At 74.2% G+C, this 25,427-nt stretch carries 23 protein-coding genes and 1 riboswitch; of the genes, 13 read left to right on the plus strand and 10 right to left on the minus strand.

Going from position 1 to position 25,427, the window contains the following annotated elements:
• A complete protein-coding gene (ftsL, locus tag ACZ4FH_RS12465) occupies positions 1-558 on the minus strand; it encodes a cell division protein FtsL (protein ID WP_467304236.1) in 558 nt (185 codons plus the stop codon).
• Between the two features lie 43 nt (positions 559-601).
• Positions 602-1,567 carry a 16S rRNA (cytosine(1402)-N(4))-methyltransferase RsmH gene (gene rsmH, locus ACZ4FH_RS12470; RefSeq protein WP_467304237.1) on the minus strand — a complete coding sequence of 322 codons (966 nt, stop codon included), beginning with the start codon at positions 1,565-1,567 and terminating at the stop codon, positions 602-604.
• A gap of 381 nt (positions 1,568-1,948) precedes the next feature.
• On the opposite strand from rsmH, the gene ACZ4FH_RS12475 reads away from it, so the two are divergent.
• From ACZ4FH_RS12475 to ACZ4FH_RS12490, 4 genes are all read left to right on the plus strand, one after another.
• On the plus strand, positions 1,949-2,494 hold the full coding sequence (locus ACZ4FH_RS12475) for a beta-class carbonic anhydrase (protein WP_467304238.1): 546 nt from the start codon (positions 1,949-1,951) through the stop codon (positions 2,492-2,494).
• A gap of 246 nt (positions 2,495-2,740) precedes the next feature.
• Positions 2,741-3,784, plus strand: coding sequence for an AAA family ATPase (locus tag ACZ4FH_RS12480; RefSeq protein ID WP_467304239.1), 1,044 nt, complete (start codon positions 2,741-2,743; stop codon positions 3,782-3,784).
• A 23-nt stretch (positions 3,785-3,807) separates the two neighbouring features.
• Positions 3,808-5,157: a DUF58 domain-containing protein gene (locus ACZ4FH_RS12485; RefSeq protein ID WP_467304240.1), complete on the plus strand. Its 1,350-nt coding sequence runs from the start codon at positions 3,808-3,810 to the stop codon at positions 5,155-5,157.
• A gap of 10 nt (positions 5,158-5,167) precedes the next feature.
• Complete coding sequence (locus ACZ4FH_RS12490; RefSeq protein WP_467304241.1) at positions 5,168-7,573, plus strand: transglutaminase TgpA family protein; 2,406 nt, start codon at positions 5,168-5,170, stop codon at positions 7,571-7,573.
• A 298-nt stretch (positions 7,574-7,871) separates the two neighbouring features.
• Here ACZ4FH_RS12490 and ACZ4FH_RS12495 read toward each other — a convergent pair whose 3' ends face one another.
• The 3 genes from ACZ4FH_RS12495 to ACZ4FH_RS12505 form a co-directional block, all read right to left on the minus strand.
• On the minus strand, positions 7,872-8,282 hold the full coding sequence (locus ACZ4FH_RS12495) for a DUF3040 domain-containing protein (RefSeq protein ID WP_383643468.1): 411 nt from the start codon (positions 8,280-8,282) through the stop codon (positions 7,872-7,874).
• Between the two features lie 297 nt (positions 8,283-8,579).
• Positions 8,580-9,338 carry a class I SAM-dependent methyltransferase gene (locus ACZ4FH_RS12500; protein ID WP_383643465.1) on the minus strand — a complete coding sequence of 253 codons (759 nt, stop codon included), beginning with the start codon at positions 9,336-9,338 and terminating at the stop codon, positions 8,580-8,582.
• A gap of 100 nt (positions 9,339-9,438) precedes the next feature.
• The gene (locus ACZ4FH_RS12505; RefSeq protein ID WP_467304244.1) at positions 9,439-9,966 is read right to left on the minus strand and encodes an SAV_6107 family HEPN domain-containing protein; all 528 of its coding nucleotides are present in this window, start codon (positions 9,964-9,966) and stop codon (positions 9,439-9,441) included.
• A gap of 198 nt (positions 9,967-10,164) precedes the next feature.
• Between ACZ4FH_RS12505 and ACZ4FH_RS12510 the strand changes: the two genes are divergently transcribed.
• From ACZ4FH_RS12510 to ACZ4FH_RS12530, 5 genes are all read left to right on the plus strand, one after another.
• Complete coding sequence (locus tag ACZ4FH_RS12510; protein WP_467304246.1) at positions 10,165-10,959, plus strand: ATP-binding cassette domain-containing protein; 795 nt, start codon at positions 10,165-10,167, stop codon at positions 10,957-10,959.
• Positions 10,931-13,018, plus strand: coding sequence for a YhgE/Pip family protein (locus tag ACZ4FH_RS12515; protein ID WP_467304247.1), 2,088 nt, complete (start codon positions 10,931-10,933; stop codon positions 13,016-13,018). Before ACZ4FH_RS12510 ends, ACZ4FH_RS12515 begins: the two co-directional genes overlap by 29 nt.
• 29 nt (positions 13,019-13,047) lie before the next feature.
• Entirely contained in the window at positions 13,048-13,659 is a 612-nt protein-coding gene (locus ACZ4FH_RS12520) for a TetR/AcrR family transcriptional regulator (protein ID WP_383643452.1), read from the plus strand.
• A 346-nt stretch (positions 13,660-14,005) separates the two neighbouring features.
• A complete protein-coding gene (locus tag ACZ4FH_RS12525; protein ID WP_467304249.1) occupies positions 14,006-14,623 on the plus strand; it encodes a DUF4126 domain-containing protein in 618 nt (205 codons plus the stop codon).
• A gap of 31 nt (positions 14,624-14,654) precedes the next feature.
• On the plus strand, positions 14,655-16,172 hold the full coding sequence (locus ACZ4FH_RS12530; RefSeq protein WP_467304251.1) for a phytoene desaturase family protein: 1,518 nt from the start codon (positions 14,655-14,657) through the stop codon (positions 16,170-16,172).
• Positions 16,173-16,477: 305 nt separating this feature from the next.
• On the opposite strand, the gene ACZ4FH_RS12535 is transcribed toward ACZ4FH_RS12530, so the two are convergent.
• From ACZ4FH_RS12535 to ACZ4FH_RS12555, 5 genes are all read right to left on the minus strand, one after another.
• Positions 16,478-17,374: a hypothetical protein gene (locus ACZ4FH_RS12535; protein ID WP_467304253.1), complete on the minus strand. Its 897-nt coding sequence runs from the start codon at positions 17,372-17,374 to the stop codon at positions 16,478-16,480.
• Positions 17,375-17,425: 51 nt separating this feature from the next.
• The gene (gene metF, locus ACZ4FH_RS12540; protein WP_467304254.1) at positions 17,426-18,343 is read right to left on the minus strand and encodes a methylenetetrahydrofolate reductase [NAD(P)H]; all 918 of its coding nucleotides are present in this window, start codon (positions 18,341-18,343) and stop codon (positions 17,426-17,428) included.
• Positions 18,344-18,495: 152 nt separating this feature from the next.
• Positions 18,496-19,149: a thiamine phosphate synthase gene (thiE, locus tag ACZ4FH_RS12545; protein WP_467304255.1), complete on the minus strand. Its 654-nt coding sequence runs from the start codon at positions 19,147-19,149 to the stop codon at positions 18,496-18,498.
• A gap of 142 nt (positions 19,150-19,291) precedes the next feature.
• Positions 19,292-19,657 carry an Rv2175c family DNA-binding protein gene (locus tag ACZ4FH_RS12550; RefSeq protein WP_383643434.1) on the minus strand — a complete coding sequence of 122 codons (366 nt, stop codon included), beginning with the start codon at positions 19,655-19,657 and terminating at the stop codon, positions 19,292-19,294.
• Positions 19,658-19,727: 70 nt separating this feature from the next.
• A complete protein-coding gene (locus ACZ4FH_RS12555) occupies positions 19,728-20,906 on the minus strand; it encodes an NAD(P)/FAD-dependent oxidoreductase (RefSeq protein ID WP_467304452.1) in 1,179 nt (392 codons plus the stop codon).
• Positions 20,907-21,060: 154 nt separating this feature from the next.
• Positions 21,061-21,173: riboswitch (TPP riboswitch) on the plus strand.
• Here ACZ4FH_RS12555 and thiO point away from each other — a divergent pair.
• From thiO to pknB, 4 genes are all read left to right on the plus strand, one after another.
• A complete protein-coding gene (gene thiO / locus ACZ4FH_RS12560) occupies positions 21,171-22,352 on the plus strand; it encodes a glycine oxidase ThiO (protein WP_467304257.1) in 1,182 nt (393 codons plus the stop codon). It overlaps the preceding riboswitch by 3 nt.
• Positions 22,349-22,573 (plus strand): sulfur carrier protein ThiS, encoded by a 225-nt coding sequence (gene thiS / locus ACZ4FH_RS12565; RefSeq protein ID WP_467304258.1) that lies wholly within the window; start codon positions 22,349-22,351, stop codon positions 22,571-22,573. The genes thiO and thiS overlap by 4 nt, the downstream gene beginning before the upstream one ends.
• A gap of 2 nt (positions 22,574-22,575) precedes the next feature.
• Positions 22,576-23,370 (plus strand): thiazole synthase, encoded by a 795-nt coding sequence (locus tag ACZ4FH_RS12570; protein WP_467304259.1) that lies wholly within the window; start codon positions 22,576-22,578, stop codon positions 23,368-23,370.
• Positions 23,371-23,499: 129 nt separating this feature from the next.
• The gene (gene pknB / locus ACZ4FH_RS12575; RefSeq protein ID WP_467304260.1) at positions 23,500-25,425 is read left to right on the plus strand and encodes a Stk1 family PASTA domain-containing Ser/Thr kinase; all 1,926 of its coding nucleotides are present in this window, start codon (positions 23,500-23,502) and stop codon (positions 25,423-25,425) included.
• Positions 25,426-25,427: the final 2 nt, after the last annotated feature.

Raw genomic sequence — 25,427 nt, forward strand, 5'->3', positions numbered from 1 at the left:
TCACCTGCCGGGGCTCGGGGAGGGCGGTACCGCCGTGGTACGCGGGCTCGTGGAGGCGCCGGGCGTCACCGGGGCGCCGCTCGCGGAGGCCGGCGGGGCGGGGGTCGGCCGGGGCTGTCCGGAGGCCTGCGGGGCGGCCTGGGACACCGGTCCGGAGGAGGACGGCTTCGGCGGGGCCGGGGTGGGTTCGGCGGTGGCGGTGGAGGGCACGCCGCGGACCTTGCCGTCCGGGCCGAGGAAGACGGGGCTGCCGCCGGGGACCATGCCCAGCTCCCGGGCGCGCCGGGCGAGGGCGTCGGGCTCGGAGGCGCGGTCGACGTCGCGCTGGAGGGCCTGCTGGTCGTCGGTCAGATCGGTGGTCCGCTTGCGCAGTTCGCTGAGCCGGAAGGAGCCCTCGTTGAGCGCGGAGTTCAGCAGGAGCAGGCTGATCAGGCCGCCGCCGAGGAGCACCACGACCAGCAGCACGAACGGGGTCCGGGCCGCCTTGCTGGGCCCGGCCGGCATCAGCCTGCCGAGCCGTGCCGCCCGCCCCTTCAGCCGGCCCGCCGGGGTGCTCACCGCGCCGCTCCCGGACCGGACCCGGTCCGCGCGCGGGGGCCGCTCATCGCTCGTCCTCACGGATGCGCTGGGCGCCGCGCAGCCGGGCGGGGGCGGCGCGCCGGTTCTCGGCGACCTCTTCCTCGGTGGGCAGTTCCGCGCCCCGGGTGAGCAGCTTGAGCCGGGGCTGGTAGCGCTCGGGGACGACGGGCAGACCGGGCGGGGCCGTGTTCGCGGCGCCCGCCGCGAAGACCTGCTTGACCAGCCGGTCCTCCAGCGAGTGGTACGAGAGGACGGCGATGCGTCCGCCGACGGCGAGGCTGCGCACGGCGGCCGGGATCGCCCGTTCCAGGACGGTCAGTTCGCCGTTGACCTCGATGCGCAGGGCCTGGAAGGTGCGCTTGGCGGGGTTGCCGCCGGTGCGCTTGGCGGCCTGCGGCAGGGAGTCGCGGATCAGCTCGACGAGCCGGGCGCTGTTGGTGAACGGCTCCTTCTCGCGTGCGCGGACGACCGCGGAGACGATCCGTTTCGCCTGCTTCTCCTCGCCGTACGCGCGCAGGATCCGGACCAGTTCGCCCGGCGGGTAGGTGTTGAGCACCTCGGCCGCGCCGATGCCGGTCGTCTGGTCCATGCGCATGTCGAGGGGCGCGTCCTGGGCGTACGCGAAGCCGCGGTCGGCCTCGTCGAGCTGCATGGAGGAGACGCCGAGGTCGAAGAGGACGCCCTGGACGCGGGGGACGCCGAGCCGCTCCAGCACCTCGGGCAGTTCGTCGTAGACGGCGTGCACCAGGGTGGCGCGGTCCCCGTAGGGGGCGAGCCGTTCACCGGAGAGGCGCAGCGCCTCCTTGTCCCGGTCGAGCGCGATCAGCCGGGCGGTGGGGAAGGCGGAGAGCAGGGCCTCGCTGTGGCCGCCGAGTCCGAGGGTGCAGTCGACGACGACGGGCGGCTGCGCGGCGGGGGCCTCCAGAGCCGGGGCCAACAGGTCCAGGCACCGCTGGAGCATCACCGGGACGTGTCGGGTCTGGCTCATGCGCCCTCTCAGGCTCAGGTCCCGGGGGCGCTGCACGTACGGCCTGGTCCCCGCCCGCTCGCGAAGGGGAGGTCCGCCGGCGCCGGGGAAGGGGCGTCAGCCGACCGGCGAGCGGGAGAGGGCCGGGCCGTACGTACGCCGCGCACACGGGGAAAACATCGGAATGTGCAGGGTGTCGGTAACTTCCCGTCACTTTAGTCCACCCTGCCATTCGATCGATTCCCGATCAATCAACCCGGCAGCGCGTCGGCCCCCGCGTCGTTCACCCGGCCGGGTGGGCGGGTGTGAGGCTTGTGGGTTACCTCACAACAAGTGTCGTTGACGTTCTTTGTCCCCTTCCCCACCACGCCGACGGGCCCCTCGGGCACTAACGTCTAGAGCATGTCGACTTCTGCGCACTCCCCTGCCGCGGGCCAGGCCCGCACCGGCGGTACCGTCACCGACCAGCTGGTCGAGGCGAACGTCCAGTACGCCGCCGAGTTCACCGACCCCGGCATGGACGCCAAGCCCGTGCTCCGCGTCGCCGTGGTGGCGTGCATGGACGCCCGTCTCGACCTCCACAAGGCGCTCGGCCTGGCGCTCGGCGACTGTCACACCATCCGCAACGCCGGCGGTGTGGTGACCGACGACGTGATCCGCTCGCTGTCGATCAGCCAGCGCGCGCTCGGCACCCGCAGCGTGATCCTGATCCACCACACCAACTGCGGCATGGAGTCCATCACCGAGGAGTTCCGCCACGAGCTGGAGATGGAGGTCGGCCAGCGGCCGGCCTGGGCGGTGGAGGCCTACAGCGACGCGGACCAGGACGTCCGCCAGTCGATGCAGCGGGTCCGCACCTCGCCGTTCCTGCTGCACGCGGACGACGTGCGCGGTTTCGTCTTCGACGTGACGACGGGGCTGCTGCGCGAGATCCTTCCGGTTTCTTGACGCGACCCCTCCGCCGCGCCTCCGTCCGGCGGGGAAAATCCCTCCCGATCCGACATATCGACCCCGGTTGTCCACAGGCGAGTGACACGAAGCGGTAACGGCAACAAGAATGCGGAGAGACACCCCGCCGGACCCGTCCGGCGCGGTGTCCGCATTTCGGGGTGGGCCGGGCCGTACGAGGGCGCCGGCCCGTGACTGGGGAACCCGTGCTCCGTGCGAGCGCGGGGCAGGGCCGAGGAGGGCCGGGTGACGACCTATGACGATCGAGCGAGCCTCACAGATCTGACCACCACAGCGGAGCGGGTGCGCAGGTCGGTGGAGGGCGTGATCGAGGGCAAGCCCGAGGTCGTGAGCCTGGCGCTGACCGTGCTGCTCGCCGAGGGGCATCTGCTGATAGAGGATGTCCCGGGCGTCGGCAAGACCATGCTCGCCAAGGCGCTGGCCCGGTCCATCGACTGTTCGGTGCGGCGCATCCAGTTCACACCGGACCTGCTGCCGTCGGACATCACCGGGGTGTCCGTCTTCGACCAGCAGCGCCGCGAGTTCGAGTTCAAACCGGGCGCGATCTTCGCCCAGATCGTGATCGGCGACGAGATCAACCGCGCCTCGCCGAAGACCCAGTCCGCGCTGCTGGAGTCGATGGAGGAGCGCCAGGTCACCATCGACGGCCACTCCTACGAGCTGCCCGACCCCTTCATGGTGGTCGCCACGCAGAACCCGGTGGAGATGGAGGGCACCTACCCGCTGCCCGAGGCCCAGCGCGACCGGTTCATGGCGCGGGTGTCGATCGGCTATCCCAGCGCGGAGGCCGAACTGCGGATGCTCGACGTGCACGGCGGCGTCTCGCCGCTCGACGACCTCCAGCCGGTGGCGCACGCGCACGACATCGCCAAGCTGATCGAGGCGGTGCGCACGGTCCATGTGGCCGAGGCCGTCCGGCGGTACGCGGTGCAGCTGGTCGGGGCCACCCGCGGCCACGCCGATCTGCGGCTGGGTGCCTCGCCGCGCGCCACCCTGCATCTGCTGCGCGCCGCCAAGGCCTCCGCGGCACTGAACGGCCGCGACTACTGCCTGCCGGACGATGTGCAGGCGCTGGCCGTCGCGGTGCTCTCGCACCGGCTGCTGCCCACCGCCCAGGCGCAGCTGAACCGCCGCACGGCCGAGCAGGTGGTGCGGGAGATCCTCCAGCAGACCCCGGTGCCCACGGGCTCGGGCGGCGCGGCCGTTCCCCCGCACCAGCAGGGCGTGGGGTACGGCGGCCGGCCGCAGCCCGGCGCGCGGCGGCTCTGATGTCCGCCGGGGGGCCCACCGGGATGGACGAGAGCGAGGACAAGGGCGGTCTGCGGGCCGCCCTGGGCGGTCTGACCACCCGGGGCCGGTCCTTCCTCGCGGCCGGTGTGGCCGCCGCGGTCTGCGCGTATGTGCTGGGCCAGGCCGATCTGCTGCGGGTCGGCCTGCTGCTCGCGGTGCTGCCGCTGGTCTGCGCCACGGTGCTCTACCGCACCCGCTACCGGGTGGCCGGTACCCGCAAGCTCTCCCCGTCCCGGGTCCCCGCGGGCTCCGAGGCCCGGGTCCATCTGCGGATGGACAACGTCTCGCGGCTGCCCACCGGACTGCTGATGCTCCAGGACCGGGTGCCGTACGTGCTCGGGCCCCGGCCCCGGTTCGTGCTGGACCGGGTGGAGGCGGGCGGGCGCCGCGAGGTCTCGTACCGGGTGCGGTCGGATCTGCGCGGGCGCTATCCGCTCGGGCCGCTCCAGCTGCGGCTGAGCGATCCGTTCGGGATGTGCGAGCTGACCCGGTCCTTCAGCGCGTACGACACGCTGGTGGTCGTCCCGCGCACCGAGCCGCTGCCGCCGGTGCGGCTGTCCGGCGAGTCGTCGGGCTACGGCGAGGGGCGGCAGCGCACGCTGGCGCTGGCCGGTGAGGACGACGTCATCCCGCGCGGCTACCGGCACGGCGACGATCTGCGCCGCGTCCACTGGCGTTCCACCGCGCGCTACGGCGAGCTGATGGTGCGCCGCGAGGAGCAGCCGCAGCGGGCCCGGTGCACGGTGCTGCTGGACACCCGGCGGATCGCCTTCCGGGGCACGGGCCCCGACTCGGCCTTCGAGTGGGCGGTCTCCGGTGCGGCGTCCGCGCTGGTGCACATGCTGGAGCGGGGTTTCGCGGTCCGGCTGCTGACGGACGACGGCACCTCGGTGCCGGGCGAGGGCGAGAGCGGTTTCGCCGGTTCCACCCAGGACTCCGCGGAGTCGGCCGGTCTGATGATGGACACCCTGGCGGTGGTCGACCACTCGGAGGGGGGCGGCCTCTCCCGGGCGTACGACGTGCTGCGCGGGGGCAACGAGGGCCTGCTGATCGCCTTCTTCGGGGACCTGGACGAGGAGCAGGCGGCGGTGGCGGCCCGGATGCGCCAGCGCAGCGGCGGGGCGGTCGCCTTCGTCCTGGACAGCGGCACCTGGGTCCACGGGGACGGGCCCACGACGGACACGGCGGCCGGGGAGCGGCTGCGGCGGCTGCGCGAGGCGGGGTGGACGGTGGTGCCGGTCCCGCCGGGCGCGGAGCTGGCCGCGCTGTGGCAGCAGGCGAGCCGGCACGACGCCCTCACCCGCTCCGGCGCGGCGGGCGGGACGACGGGTTTCACGGATGGTTGGTCATGAGGGGACGTTCATGAGCGGTCGTGGTCGGCTGGCGCTCGGCGCCTTCGCGGCGACGCTGATGGCGGCGTGTTCGATGCTGCCGCTGGTCGACCCGGTCGCCTGGATCCTGCAGGCCGGGTTCCTGCTGGCCGTTCAGGTCGGTGTGGGGGTGCTGGGACGGCGGGTGCCCCTGCCCAGGCTGCTGATCGTGGCCGGTCAGGCGGTGGTGACGGTGCTGCTGCTGACCGCCGCGTTCGCCCGGGAGCAGGCGCTGGCGGGTTTCCTGCCCGGCCCGCTGTCGGTGCAGCGGCTGGCGGATCTGCTCAACGCGGGTGCGGACGACGTCGGGCGGTACGCGATCCCGGCACCGGCCACCGAGGGCATCCGGCTGATGCTGGTGGGCGGGGTGCTGCTGGTCGGGCTGCTGGTGGACGCGCTGGCGGTCACCTTCCGCAGCGCGGCGCCCGCCGGGCTGCCGCTGCTCGCGCTGTACTCGGTGGCGGCCGGGCTCTCCGACGGCGGCGCGGACTGGCTGTGGTTCCTGCTGGCCGCCTCCGGCTATCTGCTCCTGCTGCTGGCCGAGGGCCGCGACCGGCTCTCCCAGTGGGGGCGGGTCTTCGCGGGGGCGGCCCGGTCCCGGGGCCCCTCGTCGGCCGGTCTGGAGAGCGGGCGGGCGCTCGCCCCGGTGCGCACCGGCCGGCGCATCGGCGCGCTGGCCCTGGGCATCGCCCTGGTCGTGCCGGCCGCCCTGCCCGCGCTCGACAACGGGCTGCTGCTGGGCTCGGGCGCCGGGAACGGCAAGGGCGGCGGGGGCGGCACCATCTCGGCGGTCAACCCGCTGGTCTCGCTGCAGAACAACCTGAACCAGCCGGAGAACCGGGAGGTGATGACGTACCGCACCAACGCGACCGGAGTGCAGGACTTCTACCTCCGTATCCTGGCTCTGGACCAGTTCAACGGGAACGAGTGGCGGGCCTCCACACGACGGCTGCGGGACGTGCCGAAGCGGCTTCCGCAGCCGGCCGGCCTGGCGTCGGACGTCGCCGTCACGGAGGTCCGCACCAACATCTCCGCCGCGGACTCCTACCGGCAGACCTATCTGCCGCTCCCCTATCCGGCGACCGAGGTGCGGGTCGGCGGCAAGTGGCGGTACGAGCCGGAGGGCCGCACCCTCGTCGGGGACGACGGGGAGACGACCGGTGGCGCCCGGTACGAGATCTCCAGCCTGCTGGTGCAGCCGACGGCCCAGCAGCTCGCCAACGCGGGCCCGGCGCCGGAGGCCCTGCTGCGTGAGTACACCCATGTGCCGGACACCCTGCCCCTGGTGGTCAAGCAGACGGCCGAGGAGGTGACGAAGGGGGCGTCCAACGCCTACGAGCAGGCGGTGAAGATCCAGAACTACTTCGCCTCGGACGGCGGTTTCACCTACGACACCTCGGTGACCTCGGGGACGGGCAGCGCGGCGATCGGCCGGTTCCTGCGGGACCGCCGGGGCTTCTGCGTCCACTTCTCGTTCACGATGGCCGCCATGGCGCGGACGCTGGGCATCCCGGCCCGGGTCGCCGTGGGCTTCACCCCCGGCGCGCCCAAGTCCGACGGGTCGATGTCGGTCGGGCTGCGCGACGCGCACGCCTGGCCCGAGCTGTACTTCGAGGGCGTGGGCTGGACCCGCTTCGAGCCGACCCCGACCCGTGGCTCCACCCCGTCGTACACCCTGCCGGACGCCCCGGCCGGGGACACGGCGGATCCGGCGCGGCCGGAGAAGGACCCCTCGGCGGCAGCGGCGGCCACGCCGTCCGCCTCCGAGAGCTGCCCGGCGCAGATGCGCCGCCAGGGCGAGTGCGGCAGCTCGGCGCTGCCGGGGCTCGTGACGCCGAAGGACCCGGGGACCCCGGTCGGCACCGTGCTCGGTGTGGTCCTGCTGGTGCTGGTCGTGCTGCTGCTCCCGGCGCTGCCGATGCTCTGGCGCACCCGCGTCCGGGCCCGCAGGCTCGGCTCCTCCACCGGCCGGACCCCGGCGGACACGGCCGCGAGGACGCTGGCGGCCTGGCAGGAGATCACCGACACCGCCTGGGACCACGGCATCGCACCGGACGATTCGCTGACCCCGCGCAGGGCCGCCGAACGGGTGGCGCGGGAGGGGCGGCTGGACACCGAGGCGGCCGCCGCGGTGCACCGGGTGGCGGGCTCGGTGGAGCAGGTGCTCTACGCGCCGGAGCCGCGTCCGATGCCGGGTCTGGCCCAGGACGCCCGGACGGTCCGGGCCGGACTGCGACTCTCGGCCGACCGCCTCACCCGGCTCCGTGCGACCGTCGCTCCGCGCTCGGCCGTACGGGTGGTGTGGGCCCTGTCCGAACGCCGGGCTGCTCTGGCCGGACGGTGGCGGCTGCCGCGCCGGCCGGTCTGGTCCCGCCGCCCGTCCCGCCAGCAGGGCTGACCCCCGGTCCCGGGCGGCCTCCCTGCGGGGGGGGTGGCCCGGGGCCGTCGGGGCTGTGCGAGGGACCGGCCCCGGCGCGAGGCGCCACGGAACCCGGAGCGCCGTACGGCGGAGACGCGGGCCTCGGAGCCCCGGAATCCCGTGACCCAGGGCCCCAGGACCCGGGACCGCGGCCGAGGGACGCCACGCACGGCACACGACACGGAACGCTGTCCCGCCCCGCCGCGACCCGTCCCGGTCATGGGTGAGGGGCGGCCGCGACAACGCGACCGCCCCTCACCCGAACGTGTAAGAACGCTTACTGGCCCTGCTCGTCGCGGCGGCGCTGCCACCGCTGCTCGATCCGGTTCATGACGGAGCGGCGCTGTCGGCTCTGACGGCGTTCACCGGCACCGCCGGCCCGCACCGCCTGTTGCTCGCCCGGCTTCGGCGCCTTGCGCCAGCCGGTGACGGCCAGCACGGCGCAGCCCAGCATGACGAGGAACCCGACCACGCCGAGCGCCACCGTGATCCACATCTTCTCAGCGACCATTCCGGCCATGAGGAGCGCGATTCCCACCAGGAAGCCAGCAATTGCCTGGTAGACCCGTCGCCGGGTGTATGTACGCAGCCCACTTCCCTCGAGCGCTGTCGCGAACTTGGGATCTTCGGCGTACAGCGCTCGCTCCATTTGCTCGAGCATTCGCTGCTCGTGCTCCGAGAGCGGCACGGAGTCCTCCTCGTCGTCGGCCGCGGGGACGGCCGGTATGCGGCCCTTCCAGGATAGGCAGGGAATCGCCCCCGTGAAACCCGCCCTCATTGCCAATCAGCCAGTCCGGGCCGCCACGACGGCTCAGCTGCTGAGGCGTTGATTCCCCAACCTCCGATCCGTCATGCCGGATGGTGTCCCTCGATCATACGGGGCCAGGGCTCCGATCGGGGCTGCTGGGGCGTACTCCGTCTGCGGCTGCGTCGCTGATCAGCCACGCTGCCGCGGAGTCCGCACCGGGTTCCGGACGGTCCGTGCTCAGGGTCGGCGGGTGCCCAGGACGTGGAGCTGGGTGGCCACCGAGTGGAAGGCGGGCAGCTCGGCCGCCGCCGCCTCCAGCTTGAGCAGGGCTTCCATCGCCCCGGGCTCGGTGTCCACGAGGACCCCGGGGACGAGGTCGGCGAAGACGCGGACGCCGTGCACCGCGCCGACCTCGATCTTCGCGGCCTCGACCAGCTCGGTGAGCTGCTCGGCCGTGTAGCGCCGGGGCATGGGGTCGCCCTCGCCCCAGCGACCGTCGGGGTCGCCGAGCGCCTGCCGGGCCTCGGTGAAGTGGCCGGCGAGCGCGCGGGCGAGCACCGCCCCGCCGAGCCCGGCGGCGAGCAGGCTGAGCGCGCCGGACGGGCGGAGCGCCTCCACCGCGTGCCGTACGCCCTCGGCGGGATCGTCCACGAACTCCAGGACGCCGTGGCAGAGCACCGCGTCGTAGCCCCCGCGCTCGACCACGTCGAAGAGGCCGAGGATGTCGCCCTGCACGCCGTGGACGCGCTCGGCGACCCCCGCCTCGGCGGCCCGGCGCTCCAGCGCGAAGAGCGCGTTGGGGCTGGGGTCGACGACGGTGACCCGGTGGCCCAGGCGGGCGACGGGCACGGCGAAGTTGCCCGTGCCGCCGCCGGTGTCCAGCACGTCCAGGACGTCCCTGCCGGTCGCCTCGGCCCGGCGGTCGAGGGCGTCCTTGAGGACGTCCCACACCACAGCGGTACGAAGGGAGGCGCGGGGGCGCAGCTGGTCCGACACGGCTTTTGTCTCCTCGGCACGGCGCCGCCGCCGGGGGCGGGGCGTGAACAGCGCAGGTAACAGGTCCCTGCCACCCTATTGCCTCGCGCCGCCGGAGCCGTCATCCCGCGTCGTACCGCTCCGTGCGGGGCTGCGGCAGCACCGGCTGGAGCACCAGCAGCCGCTCCACCAGGCGCAGGAACATCGCCGCGTCGCGCAGGAGGTCGTCCGCGTCCCGCCGGCCGGCCGCCCCCGGTATGCCGGCCTCCGCGCGGGCCCGGCGCGCGGCGCCGGACGCGAAGAGCGCGCTCCATTCGGTCAGCTCGGGCGCCACCTCCGGCAGGACCTCCCAGGCGCTGCGGATCCGTTCGCGGCGGCGCGGGCGGGTCTCGGGGCGGCCCCGGACGGCGAGCACGGCGGCGGCCGTGCGCAGGGCGGCGAGGTGGGCGGTGGCGTAGCGCTCGTTCGGCACGTCGAGAACAGCTGCCTCCTCCAGGCCGGCGCGGGCCTGGGCGAGGAGATCGAGGGCGGCGGGCGGTGCGGTGGTGCGCCGCAGTACGGGATGGACGTCGTGCGCCGGGCCGGTCGGTGAGGGGGCAGGGCCGTCTGCGCGGCGTCGCGGAGCGGCTGCTGCGGACGAATGGGCCATGACGATACCTCCTGTCTCGTAACGGCTCGGTGGCCGTCTGTATCCATCGTGACGGCCCCCACTGACAATCGACCCGAATCCCCCTGTGACCTGTGCTTTTGCTTCGCTCGCGAGTTCGGGCTACCTTTTTAAACTGACCAGTCAGTTCAAAAAGGTGCGGGCGGCCCGGAACAGCCGCCCGCACACGGGGGAGGGTCCGTGGACAGCCCGCACGGGGCGGCCGTCACCGCCGACGGTCTCGGCGTCAGGGGAGCGCGCGGCTGGGCGTTCCGGGACGTGGCGTTCGACGCCGCGCCCGGCTCGCTCGTGGCGGTCGAGGGCCCGTCCGGCTCGGGGCGCACCTGTCTGCTGCTCACCGTCACCGGCCGGATGCGCCCCTCCGCGGGCGGGGCGACGACCGCCGGGCTCCCGCTGCCCCGCCGCGCCGCCGCCGTACGCCGGATCGCCGCGCTCGGCCCGGTGCCCGGCGTCAGCGAACTCGATCCGGCCTTCACGGTCGGCGAGCACCTGCGCGAGCGGGCCCTCCTCCAGCACCGCTACGGCGCCTCCCCGCGCGCGCTGCTGCGTCCGCGCGCCGAACGGGCCGCCGGCCGCCGGGCCCGGCTGGACGCGGCGCTGGAGGCGGCCGGGCTCGACCTCGCCGCGCTGCCGAAGGCGGAACGGACCGCGGTGCGGGACCTGGAACGCCTGGAGGCGCTACGGCTCTCCGTCGCCCTGGCGCTGATCGGCCGGCCCCGGCTGCTCGCGGTGGACGACACCGACCTCAAGCTCTCCGACGCCGAGCGCGCCGAGGCCTGGGACCTGCTGCGCGGGCTCGCCGCCGACGGCACGACCGTCCTGGCCGTGTGCAGCCAGGCCCCCGAGGACGCCGTCCTCGTCCGGACCGCACCCCCTCAGGCCCCGGCCGACCGCGCCGGACACACCGAGCACCCCGCTCACCACCACGACGACGAAGGGACGGCCGATGCGTGCGCCGCGACTGGCCGCTCTTGAGCTGAGGCGCTTCGGCCGCGGCAGGCTGCCGCGCGCCGCGCTCGCCGCCCTCCTGCTGCTGCCGCTGCTCTACGGGGCCCTGTACCTCTGGTCGTTCTGGGACCCCTACGGGCGCCTGGACCGGATCCCCGTCGCCCTGGTCAACGACGACCGGGGCGCCACCGCCGACGGCAGGCGCCTCGCGGCGGGTGACGAGATCACCGCGAAGCTGCTCGGCTCCGAGGTCTTCGACTGGCACGAGGTGAGCGGGGCCGAGGCGGCCCGGGGCGTCGAGGACGGGACGTACTACCTCTCGCTGACCATGCCGGCCGACTTCAGCCGGCGCATCGCCTCCAGCGCGGGCGACTCCCCCGAGACGGGCGCGCTCCAGGTCCGTACGAACGACGCGAACAACTACATCGTCGGCCAGATCTCCCGGACCGTGTTCTCCGAGGTGCGCACCGCCGCCTCCACGAACGCCTCCCGGAACTTCCTGGACCGGATCTTCATCAACTTCTCCGACCTGCACGACGCGACGGCGAAGGCGGCCAGGGGCGCGGCCGACCTCGAAGGCGGTATCGGCCGGGCCAAGAAGGGGTCGAAGGACCTCGCGGACGGCCTCAAGGACGCCAAGGCGGGCAGCGGCCGGCTGGCCACCGGGATCGTCACGCTCGACAAGGGCGCCGCCGATCTGGAGACCGGCTCCCGCGAGGTCGCCGCCGGCACCCAGTTGCTCGCCGACAAGGTCAACGGGGTGGCCGCCGACGTACGCCCCTTCCTGAAGGACAACGGCAAGGCCATCGGGGACACGGCCCGGCTGGTCGCGGACTCCGCCAAGACCGTCCGGGACAACCTCGGCCTGCTGGTGGAGGCGGCGCCCGCCGCCGCCACGGCCGCGCACACCGCCGCCGACGACCTCACCGCCGTCCACCGCACCCGCTGCGAGGAGCAGCCGCTGCCCGACGCGGAGGTCTGCGCCCCGCTGGGGCGCGCCGTGACGGCCGCGGCCGATGTCGCCGCCGTCGCGGACGACGTCGCCGTGCTGGTCGAGGACCAGGACGGCGACCTCAAGAAGCTGCGCACCCAGCTCACCACGCTCCGGAACCAGGCCGCCGCCCTCGCGGAACGGGCACCGCACCTGGACGAGGACCTGGAGGGAGCGGTCAAGAAGGTCAACGCGCTGAACACCGGGGCCCACAAGGTCGCGAAGGGCGCGGGCAGCCTGCACACCGGCCTCGGCACGGCGAAGACCGGTTCCGCCGATCTGAACACCGGCGTCGGCGACCTCAGGAAGGGCGCGACGAGCCTGGACAGCGGTCTGATCCGGCTGGGCGACGGCTCGGCGACCCTCGCGCAGGGGCTCGGCGACGGCGTCGGCCGGATCCCCGACTACGACAAGAAGGACCGCGACGCCCGTACGGAGGTCATGGCCGACCCCGTACAGCTGGCCTCGCAGTCGCTGCACCGGGCACCCAACTACGGCACCGGATTCGCCCCCTACTTCATCCCGCTCTCCCTCTGGGTCGGCGCGATGGTGGCGTACATGCTGATCCAGCCGCTCAGCCGGCGGGCCCTGGCGGCCGGGGCCCCGGCCTGGCGGATCGCGCTGGCGGGCTGGCTGCCGGTGGCGGCGCTCGGGGTGCTCCAGGTGGCCGCGCTGATGTCCGTCCTGCACTGGGGGCTCGGTCTGCAGATGGCCCGTGCCGCCGGGACGGTCGGCTTCCTCTCGCTGGTCACCTGCTGCTTCGCCGCGCTCGTGCAGTGGCTGAACGCCCGCTTCGGGGCGGCCGGGCGGATCCTCGTCCTGGCTGTGCTGATGCTCCAGCTCACCTCGGCCGGCGGGACCTATCCCGTCCAGACCAGTCCGGGCTTCTTCAACGCGATCCACCCGTATCTGCCGATGAGCTACATCGTCGAGGGGCTGCGCCGGCTGATCACGGGCGGCGGGCTCGGCCCGGTCTGGCAGGGGTGCGCGGTCCTGGTGGCCTTCACCGCCGGGGCGCTCGCACTGACGGCCCTGTCCGCCCGGCGCCGGCAGATGTGGACCCTGGACCGGCTCCGGCCCGAACTGACCCTGTGAGGCCCCCGGGACCTGTGAGAATCGGGACCATGGAAAGCAGCAGCACCACGCGCCGCCGCGCCACCCGGCAGAAGCTCTACGAGGCGGCCGTGACCCTGATCGCCGAGAAGGGCTTCTCGGCCACCACGGTGGACGAGATCGCCGAGCGGGCCGGGGTCGCCAAGGGGACGGTCTACTACAACTTCAAGAGCAAGACGGAGCTCTTCGAGGAGCTGCTGCGCCACGGCGTCGGCCTGCTCACCGCGTCGCTGCGCACGGCGGCCGAGGAGACCGCCGCACGCGGCGGCAGCCGGGTCGAGGCCCTGGACGCCATGATCCGGGCGGGTCTGGTCTTCATCGACCGCTATCCGGCCTTCACCCAGCTGTACGTGGCCGAGCTGTGGCGCACCAACCGCGCCTGGCAGTCGACGCTGCTGGTGGTGCGTCAGGAGGCCGTCGCCGTCGTGGAGGACGTGCTCCGGGAGGGCGTGGCGGGCGGTGAGCTGAGCGAGGAGATCGACATCCCGCTGACGGCGGCCGCGCTGGTGGGCATGGTGCTGGTGGCGGCGCTGGACTGGCAGGCGTTCCAGCCGGAGCGCTCCATCGACGATGTGCACTCCGCCCTGTCCCTGCTGCTGCGCGGGCGGGTCAGCGGGCGCTGACGCCCCGGACGTACGAGAGCGCCGGCCGCGCGGAGCCCGATCCCCCCGGGCCCCGTACGACCGGCGCTTCGTGTGCTGCCGGAGAACCCTCCCCCGTGACCCCGTGTCCCCCGTGGTCCCGAAGTCCTCCGTCGCGCACCCCCGTTCGGAAGGGCCGCCGCACCCCGCTCCGCCGCCCCGTGCCGGCGGTGGTGGCGCGACGCCCCGTCCGTGGTCCCCACTCTGCCGTCCGCGCAGGTGGGAACCCATCCGCGCGTCTACTCATCTCGGCGTCTAGGTACGGATACTCAGCGCTGTGCACCCGTTCCCTCCCGTACGGGTACGCCGCCTGGTTACGATCGCGTCCGTGTCCGTACTCCCTCTGGTGTTCACGAGTGGCTGGGCGAGCGGGATCAACGCCTACGCCGTGGTCCTTCTGCTCGGCCTCTTCGGCGCGACCGGTGTCTCCGACGAGGTGCCCGCGGCGCTCCAGCGCACCGACGTGCTCGTCGTCGTCGGTGTGCTCTTCCTGTGCGAGGTGGTGGCGGACAAGATCCCGTACGTCGACACCGTGTGGGACTCGGTGCACACGGTCGTCAGGCCGCTCTCCGGGGCGGTCGTGGCGGCGCTGCTGGCGGGCGAGAGCGGTTCGCTGCCGGAGCTGGCGGCCGGGGCGATCGGCGGTTCCACCGCGCTGGTGAGCCATCTGGTGAAGGCGGGCACGCGCATGGCCGTCAACACCTCCCCGGAGCCCTTCAGCAACATCGCGCTGAGCCTGGTGGAGGACCTCGGTGTCGCCGCCGTCATCACCTTCGCGATCTTCCATCCGTGGATCGCGGCCGGGTTCGCCCTGGCGATCCTGCTCACCGGTGTGGTGATCACGCTCTTCCTGGTCTCCCGGATCCGCCGGTTCCTGCGGCGCCGGGCCGAGCGGCGCGCGGAGAAACGGCTGGGGCGGGCCCCCTTGCAGCAGCCTGGCGGCTGAGCTGTCGGTGGCGGCCGTTAAGGTCGCTGGCATGGCACGTATTGCGGTGATCGGCGCCGGGATGGGCGCGATGTCGGCGGCGGCGCGGCTGGCCGTGGCCGGGCACCGGGTGACGGTGTACGAGCGCGCGGAGACGTACGGCGGCGCGCTGGGCAGCCATGCCCACGAGGGCTTCGCCTTCGACACCGGGCCCGGACTGCTCCATCTGCCGGCGGTCTACCGCGATCTGTTCGTGAAGACGGGCAAGGAGCCGCTGGAGGACTGCGTCACGCTGACCCAGGTCGATCCGGCGAGCCGTCATGTCTTCGCGGACGGCACGGACGTGTCCCTGCCCAACGCCTCGCGGGCCGGTACCGTCGCCGCGCTGGACGCGGCGCTCGGCACGGGTGCCGGGCGGAGCTGGGGGGACTTCCTCGACCGGGCCCGGGACGCCTGGGACCGCTCGCGGCGTCCGCTGCTGGAGGAGCCGCTGCGGAGCGACTGGCAGGTGCTGGGCCGCGATCCCTACCCCGCGCCGGTGCGGCGCCGGCTGCTGCGCCCGGCCCTGCGGGCGGGCACCCTGGCGGAGGTCGGCTCCTGGGAGCTGTCCGACCCCCGGCTGGCCGCCCTGCTCGACGGGTACGCGCTGTCGTACGGACTGGACCCCGCGCACGCCCCGGCGGGCGCGGCACTCCTGCCGTACATGGAGGAGACCTTCGGCAGCTGGTACGTGGCGGGCGGGCTGCGCGCCCTGGCGCGGGCCGTGTACGAGCGGTGCCTGGCCCGGAAGGTGGCGTTCGTCTTCGGGGCGGAGGCGGCCCGGATCGTCGGGAAGGACGGCCGGGCGGCCGGCGTGGAGCTGGCGGACGGGACGGTGGCGGAGGCGGATCACGTGGTGCTGGGCGCCCGTCCGCATCCGGGGCTGACGCCCCCTCAGGAGCTGTGGCGGGACGGTGAGGTGACGGTGCAGCCCCGGTCCGGGGGCGCCGCGCCCACCGGCCGGTTCCTGGTGCTGCTGTCGCTGCGCGGTGCCCGTCCCTCGGACGCCGCCCACCGGACGGTGGTGCACCCGGCGGACGGGGCGGCCGAGCGCGAGGCGGTCTTCGACGGCCGGCTCGCCGCGCGTCCCACGGTGACGGTGCTGCGCCCCGATGATCCCTCGACCCGCCCCGACGAGGCCCACGAGGCGGTGACGCTGACGGCGACGGTCGCCCCGCACGGTCCGGTGGACTGGACGGACGAGGCGCTGCGGGCGCGGTACGCGGACACCCTGATCGACGCGGCGGCCGCCGCGGTGCCCGGTCTGCGGGAGCGGGTGCTGCACCGGGAGGTGCGGACCCCGGCGGAGACCGCCGCCGCGACCGGGGCCGAGGGCGGCGCCGTGCCCGCGCCCTCGCTGGCGGGCGCCGCGGGCGGCTTCCTCCACCCGGGCAATCCCACCCGCCTGCCCGGTCTGCTCCTGGCGGGCGGCTGGTCGCATCCCGGCGGCGGACTCGCCCACGCCGGCATGTCCGGGGCGCTGGTGGCGGGTCTGATCGTGGAGGGCGAGGGCTTCCGCGGCTCGCAGTGAGGTGAGCCGGAGGGCCCCGGGGTCCCGGGGGAACGGGGTCCGGGTCCCGTGCGGACGAGGCCCCGGAGAGGCCTGGGGTCAGACAGGCCCTAGGGCGTGTCCGGAAAGTAGCGCCGTCCGCCCGCAGGGCGGGCTCGGCGGCGTCTGGTGCGTGCGATCGCAAGGCGGAGGGTCGCCCCGATACTGGATGTATCGGGGCGATCCCGACAACGCCGGAGGGGGTCCCCCCGTGGTCGAGCGAAGCCGAGGCCGTGGGGGAGTGCGTGCCAGGCGTCGCCGAGCAGGCGGGACTTTCCGGACACGCCCTAGTAGCGGTACGGCTCGTTGCCGTTGCCGTAGCCGTTGTCGTAGCCGTTCGGGTACGGCGTCTGCTGGGCGGGCTGCTGCGGGGGGTGCTGCTCGCCCTCGCGCTGCTGGGGGACCCAGACGCCCCCGGGCGGGGTGTCGGGGGCGTAGCCCTGTGCGGCGTACGGGTCGGCGAACTGCTGGCCGGTGCCGTAGCCGTCGTACTGCTGCGGGGTCCCGTAGTCCTGGTACGTGCCGTAGTCGGGGGTGCCCGCGGTGGTGCCGATGTACGGGTCGGAGTACGCGGCGTACTGCTGGTGGTCGGTGCCGTAGTCGTAGGAGCCGGTGGCCGCGTAGGTGTCCTGGCCGCCCTGGGCCGGGTAGCCGGAGTAGTCGCCGTATCCGTCGTAGCCGCCGTACTGCGGCTGCGCCTGGGGGGCCTGGTGCTGTCCGGGGTCCTGGGTGGCGGGGGCCGGGTCGTTGTAGATCCCGTAGCGGCCGGTGTCGTCGGGCATGGGCTCGGGCTCGTAGACCGCGGCGGCCGGCCGGGGCGCGGGCTCCTGCCGGGCCGGCGCCTCCGGCTCGTACTCCATCTCCAGGTCGGAGACCTGGAGCGTGGGCTCGCGGTCGGCGGCGCCGCGCCTGCGCCGGCTCTCCCCGGGGCTGCCCCCTATGGCCCAGCCGGTCGAGAAGCCGCGGCGGAAGGAGAGCGTCACATAGGTCTGGCCGATCGCGAAGGCGACGGCGCCCAGGGCGATGACGAACACGGACGGCATCAGCACGCCGACGACCACACCCGCGAAGCCGGTGAAGGCGAGCAGCCGCCAGCGCAGCCGTGCCTTGTACTGGAGCAGCACCTCGCCGAGCAGCCACAGCGCAACGATGCCGAACGCGATGTAGAGGACCGTCCAGCCCATGCCCGCCCCCTTCCACGGCCACCGCCCCGGGGTGGTGGCGGGTACGGCCGGTCACAACTGCTTGTGCAGTCCGAGATTCTCGTAGATTTCGAGCGTCGCCGTCGAGTTGTTCAGCGTGATGAAGTGCAGCCCGGGGACACCCTCGGAAAGCAGCCTCGCGCAGAACCGCGTCGCGAAGTCGATGCCAATGGAGCGTACAGCGGCGGGGTCGTCCTTGGCGGCGAGGATGCGCTCTTTCAGCTCCTCGGGCAGGGACGCGTTGCTGAGCTGGGGGAATCGCTCCAACTGGCGGACGCTCGTCACCGGCATCACCTCGGGGATGATCGGCGTCTCGCCACCCGCGGCGACCACCCGGTCACGCATCCGGAGGTAGTTCTCCGGATCGAAGAACATCTGCGTGATCGCGTAGTCGGCGCCGGCCCGGCACTTGTCCACGAAGTGCCGGACGTCGCTGTCCCAGTCGGGCGAGCGCGGGTGCCGTTCGGGAAAGGCCGCGACGCCGACGCAGAAATCGCCGGACTCCTTGATCAGCCGCACCAGATCGGCCGCGTACCGCACGCCCTGGGGGTGCTCCACCCAGGGGCCCATGGGGTCGCCCGGCGGGTCGCCGCGCACCGCGAGGATGTTCCGGATCCCGGCGTCGGCGTACTGCCCGATCATGTTGCGCAGCTCGGCGACGGAGTGGTTGACCGCCGTGAGGTGGGCGACCGGGGTGAGGGTGGACTCGGCGGCGATGTCCTGGGTGGCCTTCACCGTCCCGGACCGGGTGGATCCGCCGGCGCCGTACGTCACGGAGACGAAGTTCGGACGCATCGCCTCGACCCGGCGGAGCGCGTTCCACAGATTGCGCTCGCCCTTCTCGGTCCTGGGGGCCCAGAACTCGAACGAGTACAAGGTCTTGCCGGTCGCGAGCATCTCACGCACGGTGGGCGCGTGATCTGTCCTGGTGGAGGGGGTGCCAAGGGCCATACGGGCAGGTTAACCAGGCCCGGCCCGGCACCCAACCGAACTGGGGTGATTTGGCTTGAATGCCCGGTTCTTTGTCCACGCCTCGGACACTTCCGTCCCGGAACGGCTCCCCGGCCTCCCCCGGATCCCCCGCCTCCCGGGTCACTCCCCCGTCACGCCTCGGCGCGCTCCCTGATCCGGCGGGCCAGCTCCGCCGCCGCGGCCCCCGGGTCGGAGGCCTCCGTGACGGCGCGCACGACGACGATCCGGCGCGCCCCGGCGTCCAGCACCTCGTCGAGGTTGTCCGCGTCGATGCCGCCGATGGCGAACCAGGGGCGGTCCGGGGCGAGCGAGGCGGCGTGGCGGACGAGGCCGAGTCCGGGGGCGGTGCGGCCGGGCTTGGTGGGGGTGGGCCAGCAGGGGCCCGTGCAGAAGTAGTCCACTCCGGGCTGGGCGAGGGCCGCGTCGACCTCCGCCTCGGTGTGCGTGGAGCGGCCGACCAGGACGTCGGGGCCGAGGATCGCGCGGGCTGCCGGGACCGGCAGGTCGCCCTGGCCCAGGTGCAGCACGTCGGAACCGATGGCGTGGGCGACGTCGGCCCGGTCGTTGACCGCGAGGAGCGCGCCGTGGCGCTTGCAGGCGTCGGCGAAGACCTGGAGGTGGTCCAGCTCCTCGGCCGCCTCCATGCCCTTGTCGCGGAGCTGGACGATGTCCACCCCGCTCGTGAGGACCGCGTCGAGGAAGGCGGGCAGGTCGCCCTGGCGGCGGCGGGCGTCCGTGCACAGGTAGAGCCGGGCGTCGGACAGCTGCGCGCGAGGCGTGGACATGGTGCGGTTCCCCCCGGGGACGGTGACGGCGGTGGTACGGGTGCGGCACCGCGCCGGGGTGCGACACCGCACCCCGGCGCGGCCGGAACGTGTCCCGCGGTCCGGCCGGGGTGTCGCCCCGGTCCGGCCGACGGGTCACGGATCAGACGGCGAGCGCCTGGGCGCGGCGCTTCACCTCCGTGCCGCGGTTCTCACTCAGCGCCTGGGCGGGCGTGCCCGGCAGGCTCGGGTCGGGTGTGAAGAGCCACTCCAGCATCTCCTCGTCGGAGAAGCCGTCGTCCCTCAGGAGCGTCAGGGTCCCCGAAAGGCCCTTGACCACCCGGTCGCCGTCGATGAAGGCGGCGGGCACCTGGAGGGCCCGGTTCTCCCCGCGGCGTACGGCGATGAGCTGGCCCTCCTTGACCAGCTGCCGCACACGCGTCACCTCGACGTCGATCATTTCGGCGATGTCGGGCAGGTGGAGCCAGGCGGGGACGAGAGCATCGGTCTTTGCGTCAATCTCGGTCACGGGGACAAGCGTGCCATCCCGGACCGACAGCCGGTACCCGGGCGGCCCGTCCGTGGGGCCGGTGCGGTGGTCAGCGGGTGGCCGCCTTCAGCGGTACGGAGGGGTCCGCGACCCGGTCCGGGTCCAGTTCCGCGCCCGATTCGATGAGCCTGCGGCCCTGGGCGAGATCGCGCGGACGGCCGACCGCCAGTACGGCGACGAGCGCGCCGGAGCGCAGCCAGCACACCGACCACGCCGGGCCGTCCGGGTCGCCCCGCCGGACCAGGGCGTCCGCCTTCGCATGGTGCCCGGCGTACTGGACGAAGCGGCCGAACTGCTCGGACCAGAAGTAGGGCACGGGGTCGTAGACCGGGTCCGCGCCGCCGTCCTCCGGACCGGCGGTGACGGCGGCGGCCACGGTCCTGGGCCCCTGGAGGGCGTTGTCCCAGTGGTGGACCAGCAGCCGCTCCCCGTACCGGGCGGAGGGGAAGGAGGCGCAGTCGCCGACCGCGTAGACGTCCGGGAGCGAGGTGCGCAGCGAGGCGTCGGCGGTGACCGATCCGTCGGGGCCGAGCGCGATCCCGGACCCGGTGAGCCAGCGGGTCGCGGGACGGGCGCCGATGCCGACGACGACGGCGTCCGCGGGCAGGACGCGGCCGTCGGCCAGCTCCACCCGGCCGGGCTCGACGGCGGCGACCCGGGCACCGGTGAGGAGGACGGCGCCGCTCTCCCCGTACCAGCGGGCCATCGGGGCGGCGGCCTCGGCGGGCAGGGCCCCGGCCAGCGGGCGGGCGGCGGCCTCGACGACGGTGACCTCGCAGCCGGCCGCGCGGGCGGCGGTGGCGAACTCGGCGCCGATCCAGCCCGCGCCGACGACCACGACCCGGTGCCGCCGCTCCAGGACCGGGCGCAGCCGCGCGGCGTCGTCCAGGGTGCGCAGCAGATGGACCCCGGGCACGCCCTCGGCGCCGGGGAGGGTCAGGGGTTCGGCACCGGTGGCGAGGACCAGGACGTCGTAGGGGACGGGCCCCTGCGGGGTGTCCAGTTCGCGGGCGTCCGGGCGCAGCCCGGTCACGTCGAGGCCGAGCCGCAGGGTGACGTCCAGTGCGTCGAAGTCGATGTCGAAGGCGGAGCTCTCCGCCGTGCCGAGGAGGACCGCCTTCGACAGCGGCGGCCGGTCGTAGGGCTGATGGGGCTCGGCGCCGATCAGCGTGACGGGGCCGGTGAAGCCCTGTTCGCGCAGGGCGACGGCGGTCTGCACCCCCGCCATGCCCGCTCCGGCGATCACGACGCGGCGCCCGTTCCGCGCCGTCTGCTGCTGCTGTCCGGTCTGCTCGTCCACCCGCCCACCTTAAACACCTGACGAATCGTCAGGAAGCGGGTTCCCGGATCGGCGTTCCCCGGCCGGGTTTAGGGTGGCCGTGCAACGCACTCGCGGGAGCCCGGACGCACCGGGCTGAGAGGGAGGCTGGACGGCCTCCGACCGTACGAACCTGATCCGGGTCATGCCGGCGAAGGGAGGGGCTGGACGCCCATGCCCATCCACCGAAGAGCAGGGTCCGACGTCCTCGTCATCGGCGGCGGCGTCATCGGACTGGTGACGGCCTGGCGGGCCGCGCAGCGCGGTCTGTCCGTCGTGGTCGCCGACCCCGATCCCGGCGGCGGGGCCGCCCGGGTCGCGGCCGGGATGCTGGCCGCGGTCACCGAACTCCACTACGGCGAGGAGATGCTCCTCGGCCTCAACCTGGCCTCGGCGGCCCGCTATCCGGCCTTCGCGGCCGAACTGGAGGAGGCGAGCGGACAGGACATCGGCTTCCGCGCCTGCGGCACCCTGGCCGTCGCACTGGACGCCGACGACCGGGCCCATCTGCGCGAACTGCACGCCCTGCAACGGCGTTCGGGGCTGACGTCGGAATGGCTCTCCGGACGCGAGTGCCGCCGTCTGGAGCCGATGCTCGCGCCGGGGGTGCGCGGCGGGCTGCGGGTCGACGGCGACCACCAGGTCGATCCGCGCCGGCTGGCCGCCGCGCTGCTGACCGCCTGCGAACGGGCCGGGGTCGTCCTGGTCCGCGCCACGGCCGAACGCCTCGCGGTGACGGGCGACCGGGCCACCGGGGCCGTCCTGGCCGACGGCGGCCGGCTCGACGCCGGTCAGGTCGTGCTGGCGGCCGGCAGCCTGAGCGGGCGGCTCGCGGGCGTGCCCGAGCACGTCCTGCCGCCGGTCCGCCCGGTGAAGGGCCAGGTGCTGCGGCTGACGGTGCCGCCCACGTACGCCCCCTTCCTCTCGCGCACCGTGCGCGCCGTCGTCCGGGGCAGCCACGTCTACCTCGTCCCGCGCGAGAACGGCGAACTGGTCGTCGGCGCCACCAGCGAGGAGATGGGCTGGGACACCACGGTCACGGCCGGCGGGGTGTACGAACTGCTGCGGGACGCCCACGAGCTGGTCCCCGGCCTCACCGAACTGCCGCTCACCGAGACCCTGGCCGGGCTGCGCCCCGCCTCCCCCGACAACGCCCCGCTGCTCGGCCGCACCGCGCTGCCCGGACTGCACCTCGCCACCGGCCACCACCGCAACGGGGTGCTCCTCACCCCCGTCACCGGGGACGCGATGGCCGCGCTGCTGGCCGACGGCGAACTGCCCGAGGCGGCCCGCCCCTTCTCCCCCGGCCGGTTCGCGCCCGCCGCCGCCCCCGTACGTCAGGAGCAGCCCGCATGACCGAGTCATCCGCCCCCTCGGTGCACGTCTCCGTGAACGGCGAGCGCCTCGCCGTCGCGCCCGGGACCACCCTGGACGCCCTCGTCGCCACGCTCACCGAGGCCCGCTCGGGCATCGCCGCCGCGCTCAACGAGACGGTCGTGCCGCGCGGCCAGTGGGCCTCGGCCCCGCTCAGCGAGGGCGACCGGGTCGAGGTGCTGACCGCGGTGCAGGGGGGCTGACCGTGTCCGACGACCTCTTCACCCTCGGCGACACCGCCTTCGGCTCCCGGCTGATCATGGGAACGGGCGGGGCGCCCAGTCTGGACGTGCTGGAGCGTTCACTGGCCGCGTCCGGCACCGAGCTGACCACCGTCGCCATGCGGCGCATCGACCCCACCGTGCGCGGTTCGGTCCTGTCCGTCCTGGAGAAGCTGTCCGTCCGGGTGCTGCCGAACACGGCCGGCTGCTTCACGGCGGGCGAGGCGGTGCTGACCGCCCGGCTGGCCCGCGAGGCGCTGGGCACCGACTGGGTCAAGCTGGAGGTGGTGGCCGACGAGCGCACCCTGCTGCCCGAACCGATCGAGTTGCTGGACGCGGCGGAGACGCTGGTCGACGACGGCTTCACCGTGCTGCCCTACACCAACGACGATCCGGTGCTGGCCCGGCGGCTGGAGGAGGTGGGCTGCGCGGCGGTCATGCCGCTCGGCTCCCCCATCGGCTCCGGCCTCGGCATCCGCAATCCGCACAACTTCCGGCTGATCGTCGAGCAGGCCCGGGTCCCGGTGATCCTGGACGCCGGGGCGGGCACCGCCTCGGACGCGGCGCTCGCCATGGAGCTGGGGTGCTCGGCGGTGATGCTGGCCTCGGCGGTGACCCGGGCGCAGGAGCCCGAGCTGATGGCCGCCGCGATGCGCCACGCGGTGGAGGGCGGGCGGCTGGCGTACCGGGCCGGCCGGATCCCCCGCCGGCACTTCGCCGAGGCCTCCTCGCCGGCCGAGGGGCGCGCGGTGCTGGACCCGGAGCGCCCGGCGTTCTGACCGGGAGGCCCCCGGGACCGGCCCCGCGCGCGGCCGGTCCCGGGTCCCTGTCACGGCTCGGCTGCAGTACGGCCCCGGGACCGCACCGGCCCGTCGGCGCTGTCCGTGGCGGCTCGTAGACTCGACCGCGTGGACACGACCCTTCAGGACCCGCTCGTCGGGCAGCTGCTCGACGGCCGCTACCGCGTCGATGCGCGCATCGCCGTGGGCGGCATGGCCACGGTCTACCGGGCGATGGACACCCGGCTCGACCGGGTGCTCGCCCTCAAGGTGATGCATCCGGCCCTCGCGACCGACGCCACGTTCGTCGAGCGCTTCATCCGCGAGGCCAAGTCGGTGGCGCACCTCGCGCACCCCAATGTGGTCGCGGTCTTCGACCAGGGCGCCCAGGGGCAGTACGTGTACCTGGCGATGGAGTACGTCGCGGGGTGCACGCTGCGCGACGTGCTGCGCGAGCGGGGGGCGCTGCGGCCCCGCGCCGCCCTGGACATCCTGGACCCGGTGCTCGCCGCGCTGGGCGCCGCGCACCGGGCGGGTTTCGTCCACCGGGACATGAAGCCGGAGAACGTGCTGATCGGCGACGACGGCCGGGTCAAGGTCGCCGACTTCGGACTGGTCCGCGCGGTCGGCTCGGTCACCAACACCACCGGGACGATCCTGGGGACGGTCTCCTACCTCGCCCCCGAGCAGATCGAGCACGGCACGGCGGACACCCGCGCCGATGTGTACGCCTCGGGCGTGGTGCTGTACGAGATGCTGACGGGCGCCAAGCCGCACACCGGGGAGTCCCCCGCCCAGGTCATCTACCAGCACCTCCACGAGGACGTCCCGCCCCCGTCGGCCGCGGTGCCGGGTCTGGCCCCGGCGCTGGACGCGCTGGTGGCGAGCGCCACCGCGCGCGACCCGGAGGTCCGCCCCTTCGACGCGGTGGCGCTGCTCGCCGAGTCCCAGCGGGCGCGGGCCGCGCTCACCGACGCCGAGCTGGACGCGGTGCCGCCGCAGGCCACCGGCGACGCCCCGGACGAGGCCGACGACCGCACGAGCGTGATCCCGCGCGTCCTGCCGGTGGGCCAGGGCACCGCCCACCACACCAGCAGGCTGGAGACACCGCCCCCGCCGCCGCAGCCGCCCACCGGACGCCCCGGCGGATCCGGCCGCTCCCGCGCGCCCCGGCGCGGCATCGTCACCGCGCTCCTCGCCGTGCTGCTGGTCCTCGGGATCGGCGGCGGCGTCTGGTACATCAACTCCGGCCAGTTCACCCGGGTCCCCGCGCTGCTGGGCCAGACCCAGAAGGCCGCCGAGGGCCGGCTGTCGGACGCCGGGCTCGACGTCAAGGAGGTCCGGCGGGCCTACAGCGACACGGTCGACCGGGGCACGGTGATCAGCAGCGACCCGAAGCCGGGCGCCAAGATCCGGCGGAACAACTCGGTGACGCTGGTCGTCTCGCGCGGCCCCGAGATCGTCACGGTCCCGGACGTCACGGGCGTGGAGCTGGCCGAGGCCCGGCGGCAGCTGAAGAAGCGGGGACTGGTCCCCGGCATGGTCACCAAGGAGTTCAGCGAGGACGCCGCGGCCGGCGAGGTGCTGCGCACCGATCCGGCGGGCGGCGCCGAGCGCCATCCCGACTCCGCGGTCGCGATCGTGGTCTCCAAGGGCAGCCCGGTCGACGTCCCGGACGTCACGGGCGAGGACGTGGAGGACGCCCGCGCGGAGCTGGAGGACGCCGGCCTCCGGGTCGAGGTCGCGCCCGGCCGGGTCAGCTCCCCGGAGGACGCGGGCACGGTCGCCCGCCAGTCGCTCGCCGAGGGCACCCAGGCCGCCGAGGGCGACACCGTCACCCTGACGGTCTCCAAGGGCCCCCGCATGATCGACGTACCGGACGTCACCGGCAAGAAGATCGACGAGGCGCGGAGCCTGCTGGAGGACGCGGGCTTCGAGGTCAAGGTCGACCGGCCCTTCCTGTCCTTCAGCGACACCATCGCCGGCCAGTCCGTCGACGGGGGCGACCAGGCCCCCGAGGGCAGCACCATCACCATCAAGACCAAGGGACTGTAGAT

This window comes from Streptomyces sp. NPDC024555 (genome assembly GCF_055559335.1).

Bases quoted from the DNA above. Each gene is read 5' to 3' on its own strand.
- rsmH (WP_467304237.1), bottom strand. From the start codon at position 1,567: ATGAGCCAGACCCGACACGTCCCGGTGATGCTCCAGCGGTGCCTGGAC.
- ACZ4FH_RS12475 (WP_467304238.1), top strand. From the start codon at position 1,949: ATGTCGACTTCTGCGCACTCCCCTGCCGCGGGCCAGGCCCGCACCGGC.
- ACZ4FH_RS12485 (WP_467304240.1), top strand. From the start codon at position 3,808: ATGGACGAGAGCGAGGACAAGGGCGGTCTGCGGGCCGCCCTGGGCGGT.
- ACZ4FH_RS12490 (WP_467304241.1), top strand. From the start codon at position 5,168: ATGAGCGGTCGTGGTCGGCTGGCGCTCGGCGCCTTCGCGGCGACGCTG.
- ACZ4FH_RS12505 (WP_467304244.1), bottom strand. From the start codon at position 9,966: ATGGCCCATTCGTCCGCAGCAGCCGCTCCGCGACGCCGCGCAGACGGC.
- ACZ4FH_RS12515 (WP_467304247.1), top strand. From the start codon at position 10,931: ATGCGTGCGCCGCGACTGGCCGCTCTTGAGCTGAGGCGCTTCGGCCGC.
- ACZ4FH_RS12520 (WP_383643452.1), top strand. From the start codon at position 13,048: ATGGAAAGCAGCAGCACCACGCGCCGCCGCGCCACCCGGCAGAAGCTC.
- ACZ4FH_RS12530 (WP_467304251.1), top strand. From the start codon at position 14,655: ATGGCACGTATTGCGGTGATCGGCGCCGGGATGGGCGCGATGTCGGCG.
- ACZ4FH_RS12535 (WP_467304253.1), bottom strand. From the start codon at position 17,374: ATGGGCTGGACGGTCCTCTACATCGCGTTCGGCATCGTTGCGCTGTGG.
- metF (WP_467304254.1), bottom strand. From the start codon at position 18,343: ATGGCCCTTGGCACCCCCTCCACCAGGACAGATCACGCGCCCACCGTG.
- thiE (WP_467304255.1), bottom strand. From the start codon at position 19,149: ATGTCCACGCCTCGCGCGCAGCTGTCCGACGCCCGGCTCTACCTGTGC.
- ACZ4FH_RS12555 (WP_467304452.1), bottom strand. From the start codon at position 20,906: ATGGCGGGGGTGCAGACCGCCGTCGCCCTGCGCGAACAGGGCTTCACC.
- thiO (WP_467304257.1), top strand. From the start codon at position 21,171: ATGCCCATCCACCGAAGAGCAGGGTCCGACGTCCTCGTCATCGGCGGC.
- thiS (WP_467304258.1), top strand. From the start codon at position 22,349: ATGACCGAGTCATCCGCCCCCTCGGTGCACGTCTCCGTGAACGGCGAG.